This is a genomic window from Micromonospora sp. KC213, assembly GCF_004348325.1.
GTDB lineage: Bacteria > Actinomycetota > Actinomycetes > Mycobacteriales > Micromonosporaceae > Micromonospora.
This window is the reverse complement of the sequence record NZ_SMKF01000284.1, coordinates 1-4,279: the sequence shown is the minus strand read 5'-3', so window position 1 is coordinate 4,279 and position 4,279 is coordinate 1. Positions and strand designations below refer to the sequence as shown.

General features: G+C 69.7%; 4 protein-coding genes and 1 pseudogene. All 5 read right to left on the bottom strand.

What is annotated here, in order from left to right:
- Window positions 1-419: 419 nt before the first annotated feature.
- Window positions 420-1,958, bottom strand: a complete 1,539-nt coding sequence (locus E1166_RS29705) for a recombinase family protein (RefSeq protein ID WP_132343138.1) — start codon at window positions 1,956-1,958, stop codon at window positions 420-422.
- A gap of 42 nt (window positions 1,959-2,000) precedes the next feature.
- Window positions 2,001-2,388 (bottom strand): annotated as a pseudogene (locus tag E1166_RS29700) (pirin family protein); the annotation flags it as partial.
- 13 nt (window positions 2,389-2,401) lie between these two features.
- Window positions 2,402-2,881 carry a MarR family transcriptional regulator gene (locus tag E1166_RS29695; protein ID WP_132343137.1) on the bottom strand — a complete coding sequence of 160 codons (480 nt, stop codon included), beginning with the start codon at window positions 2,879-2,881 and terminating at the stop codon, window positions 2,402-2,404.
- A 210-nt stretch (window positions 2,882-3,091) separates the two neighbouring features.
- Window positions 3,092-3,679: a general stress protein gene (locus tag E1166_RS29690; protein ID WP_132343136.1), complete on the bottom strand. Its 588-nt coding sequence runs from the start codon at window positions 3,677-3,679 to the stop codon at window positions 3,092-3,094.
- A 250-nt stretch (window positions 3,680-3,929) separates the two neighbouring features.
- A partial coding sequence (locus tag E1166_RS29685) for a cellulose binding domain-containing protein (protein WP_207914653.1) occupies window positions 3,930-4,279 on the bottom strand: 350 nt, incomplete at its 5' end.

Genomic DNA, 4,279 nt, shown 5'->3' with positions numbered 1-4,279 from the left:
GACTTGGCGAGGTGGGGGCGATGAGTCGGCCTGTCCGGCCGAGGAGGTCGCGCACGGCCTCGCCCGGGGGGTCGGCGGACGGGATGGGGACGACCGGGGCGAGAGCCAGGGTCAGGGCGGCGGCTGCGGACTTCACGGGTGCCTCCCGAGGGTTGTCTCGTGTGGGAGGCCGTACCCAGGGTGCTCGGCGATCATGCAGAGCGTGTAGAAGTGACCCCAGTAGCTACACTCTCTTATTTCTCTCTCTAGAGGAGGAGGAGTCGTCTAGAGAGAGAAATATAGGAGTGTAGCTACGTGGAGCACTCCGTCACTCCCGCGCCGCGCTTCAGCACCCCGCGTCACCTCCGCGTTACCGCCTGCGCACGGCGAACGCCCCCGGCGTGTGGCCGAGGGCGTTCGGGCGAGGCGTGTAAACGGGATCAGAAGTCGGGGTCGTGAAGTCCTTCCGCCTCGACCAGTTCTAGGCGGGCCGGGTCGAAGTGCCCGCGGCCCCCACGTTTCCCGGGGTGGAGGCGGATCAACTCGTACGCGGATTCGAGTAGTTCGCGCTTCCCCTCGACGTCTCGGGCGTGCCATTCCTCGGCCAGCGTGCGGCCCGTGGGGACTCGGACCGTGACGGGCTCGCTGGGAAGCTCGGCGAGGCGGTCGCGCTCGGCCTGAAGGCTTTGCAGGCGCGCGAAGGTCTCGGGAGTCGCGGCCTCGGCGAGCTGAGACAGGGTCGCGGCTAGTGCCTCCTCGACGGCGGCGAGGGCTCCGTCATCTGGGACCGTGGTTCGCTCCTCGAACGCTGGGGCATGGCCGAAGTCGGCCAGGAAGCGGCGTTCTAGGTAGCGCTCGAAGGGGATCGCCGAAGCGATGACGGGACGGTCGCACCGCTTCCCGTCGGCCTTTTGCTGGCACCGGTAAACCACCGTCACAGACTCGCGGACTTCGCCCGAGGCGACTTCATAGCGTTGTTTGGTGGTCACTACGTACAGGTAGTGATGGCAGGAAGAGCACTCGACCAGGCGGGACGCGAGGCGCGACGGGAGACGGCCGGGGGCCTTCCGGTGGTCGGCGGACGGGGCGAGGGCCTTCCGAAGGGCGGCCACGGTCGGAAGGTCGAGGATCGCCGGGAACGGGGCGAAGGCGTGACCGTCCGCGTCCCGCTGGACGACGCCGCCGACGGTGACGCGGCCGAGAATGTGATCTCCGGTGAGTGTCTGTCGCAGCGTGACCCGGGACCACTGGGCGGCACGACGCGGCGGCGGGCCTTCGTAGTTCAGCCAGCGGCAGACCCGGCCGAGGGTATGCCCGGACAGGATGCGTGACGCGGCTTCGCGGATCGCGCCCGCTTCCTTCTCGCATTTGGCGAGCGTCTTCCCGCGAACCTTCCCGTCGTCGCAGACGTTCGGAACGATCTCGAAGCCGAAGGGCACTTCGCCGCCGGGCCAACGACCGGCGAGGCGTAGCCGGGTCGCGCGTCCCGCCAGTCGCTCGCGGATTCGCTCCCGCTCCTCGCGGGCGGTCTCGGCCTTGATTACAAACATCATGCGGAACGCGATCCCGCCGTTGCTGTCAACGCCCTTCGTGTCCATCAACCGGACAGGCGGGCGGACGACGCGGCCCGTCGCTGGGTCCTTGCCCTCTTGCACGTCGAGGATCATCGCGGCGACGTTCAGGCCCTCGCGGGTCATGCGGTCGACGTGGTGCGCGACCAGCACTTCGCAGCGCTGATATCGGGCGTCGTCTAGCCAGGCGATGAACTCGGGACGGTCGCGCACGCCGCCGGTGATTCCGTCGTCTACGTGAAGTGCGACCTCCTCGAAGTTCTCTCGCGCGAGGACGGCGCGGCACTCGGCGATCATGTTCTCTAGGGACGTGTTCGAGTCGTCGGCGGCGTTCGACAGGCGAACATAGATACTCGCGCGTAGCCGTTGGCGACCCAGGGGCGGACCCGTCAGGGGCAAGTTGCTCACAACGTTCAGCGTAGCGTGCGCTGAGCGTTCAGCATAGTCAGGCTCTATGTGTGTCTATGGGCATAGCCGTGCCTGCTGTCATCCATTGCGTGTCGCCGTTGGTGATGGTTCCGCCCCCGCCCTGTGAGTCCTGGTGGTCCATGATCCCGTCGATCATGTACGTCACCGTCTCGAAGCCGCGGTGGGGGTGCCAGCTCGTCCCGCGAGGCTCGCCGGGGGCGTACTCCACCTCGCCCATCTGGTCCAGGTGGATGAACGGGTCCAACTCGGTCAGCGGCACCCCGGCGAAGGCCCGGCGGACCGGGAAACCCTCACCCTCGTACCCGCTGGGAGCGGTGACCAGGCGGCGCACCGGGCGGTAGCGGGTGGCCTCGCCGAGCCGGGGCAGGCGCGGCAGGACGAGGACGTCGTCGACGGTGATGGCGGGCATCGGGAACTCCTTCTTACTCACTGGGGGTGGACGACGCGTCGCGGTCGGCGCGCAGGCGCCGGCCCAGCCGTGCGAAGACCCGGGTCAGGGTGGCGACCTCGTGGTCGTCGAGGTCGTCCATCAGGTGCCGGCGCACCGAGGCCAGGTGCCCCGGCGCGGCCTCGCGTAGGGCGAGCAGTCCGGCGGCGGTGAGCACCGCCTCGCTGCCCCGGCGGTCCTGCGGACATGCCTCGCGGGCGACCAGGCCGCGTCGCCGCATGGACGAGATCTGGTACGTCAGTCGGCTGGGGGAGAAGACCAGCCGGTCGGCCAGCTCGCCCATCCGCAGTCGTTGCCCCGGCGCGTCGGAGAGCAGGACCAGCACGTGGTAGTCGGCGAAGCTGAGCCCGCTGTCGACACGCAGGTCCTCCTCCAGCCGGGTGTACAACCGCTGGCTCGCCTCGATGTACGCACGCCAACCGGCCAACCGTGCGTCGTCCAGACTCTCCGTCATGACCGCCAGCGTAGCAGCCTTTCAAATTTGAATGACAACTCGTGGCGCAGTGTATCGGACCGCTGCATCAGGTATGAGCCTCAGTCATCGGAATTTGAAATCAACATTCGCACGCGGCACCCCGCCCGGCCCGGCCGACCCGACCGGCCGGGTTGGCCGGACGGGCGACATCCCGGCGCCGCGTGGCGCCGGGATGTCGTGGCGGTGGCCTCAGCGGGCGGTCGCGCCGGTCGGCGTCAGGTGCATCCGGTTCAGCAGTTGACGCGCCTGGTCGGCCAGCTGGGCGTCGACGATCACCGCGTACTGGCCGGCCCGCAGTGAGCTGGCCGAGGTGAAGTCGCGCTGACCGCCGGACATCGCGTGCGCGACCGCGCCGAACACGGCACCCCAGATCGCGCCGATCACCAGCCCGACGAGGATCACCGCCAGCCAGTTGCCGGCGGTGAAGATGCCGAACAGCAGGCCGATGAAGAGCCCGAACCAGGCTCCGGTGCCCGCGCCGAGCAACGCGGCCCGGGCCGTGGTGAGCCGGCCGAGCACGGTCTCCACCAGCGTGAGGTCCGTCCCCACGATCGCCGTGTGCTCGACCGGGAAGCGATTGTCCGCCAGGTAGTCCACCGCCCGCTGGGCGGAGGGATAGTCCGGGTACGACCCGATCGTCACCGTGGGCGTCTGCGCCTGCGGGCCGCTCCCGTCACCGCGGGCTGCGGTCGGCTGTCCGGTCGGCCCGGACGGGAGGTTGTCGCCGCCCGGCATCCCGGGACGCCAAGGGGCGATCGGGGCTGAGGGTCTGGTCATCTCATCCTCCTTCGTCGACCACCGGCGTTCCCCTGGCCCGGCCGGATAACCGGACCGGTCGAGGAATGCCTTCGCCGTGACGGCGCCCGTTCACGCCCGACGGTGACGGCTGGGCGCGACACGCCGGGGGACTGCCACTGCTGAGCTGTCCAGCACTGACGTGCGCCCGGTTCTCGGTCGAGCGATCATCGGCAGGATGGGAAGCGGCTGCCGCCCGGTCCGGATGAGCCGGACCGGGCGGCAGGTGCGATCAGGAGCAGGCGGTGCCGTTGAGGTTGAACGCCGACGGGGCGGGCAGGGTGGCGCCGGTGAACGTGCCCTGCCAGCCGACGCTGACCGTGCCGCCGGTGGGCAGACTGCCGTTCCAGGCGGCGTTGCGCACGGTGATCCGGTCACCGGCCTGGCTCCACTCGCCGTTCCAGCCGCCGCTCAGTCGGACGCCGGCCCCGGGCTGGAAGGTGAACGTCCAGCCGTTGATCGCGGCCCCCCGGTTGGCGATCCGGATTTCGGCGGTGAAGCCACCGGACCAGGTGTTCGGGGTGTAGGTCACGGTGCAGCCACCGGCCGGCGGGGGAGTGGTCGTGGGGGGCGGCGTGGTGG

Excerpts from the sequence above, each read along its gene's own strand:
- E1166_RS29695 (WP_132343137.1), bottom strand. The coding sequence starts at position 2,881 with ATGACGGAGAGTCTGGACGACGCACGGTTGGCCGGTTGGCGTGCGTAC.
- E1166_RS29690 (WP_132343136.1), bottom strand. The coding sequence starts at position 3,679 with ATGACCAGACCCTCAGCCCCGATCGCCCCTTGGCGTCCCGGGATGCCG.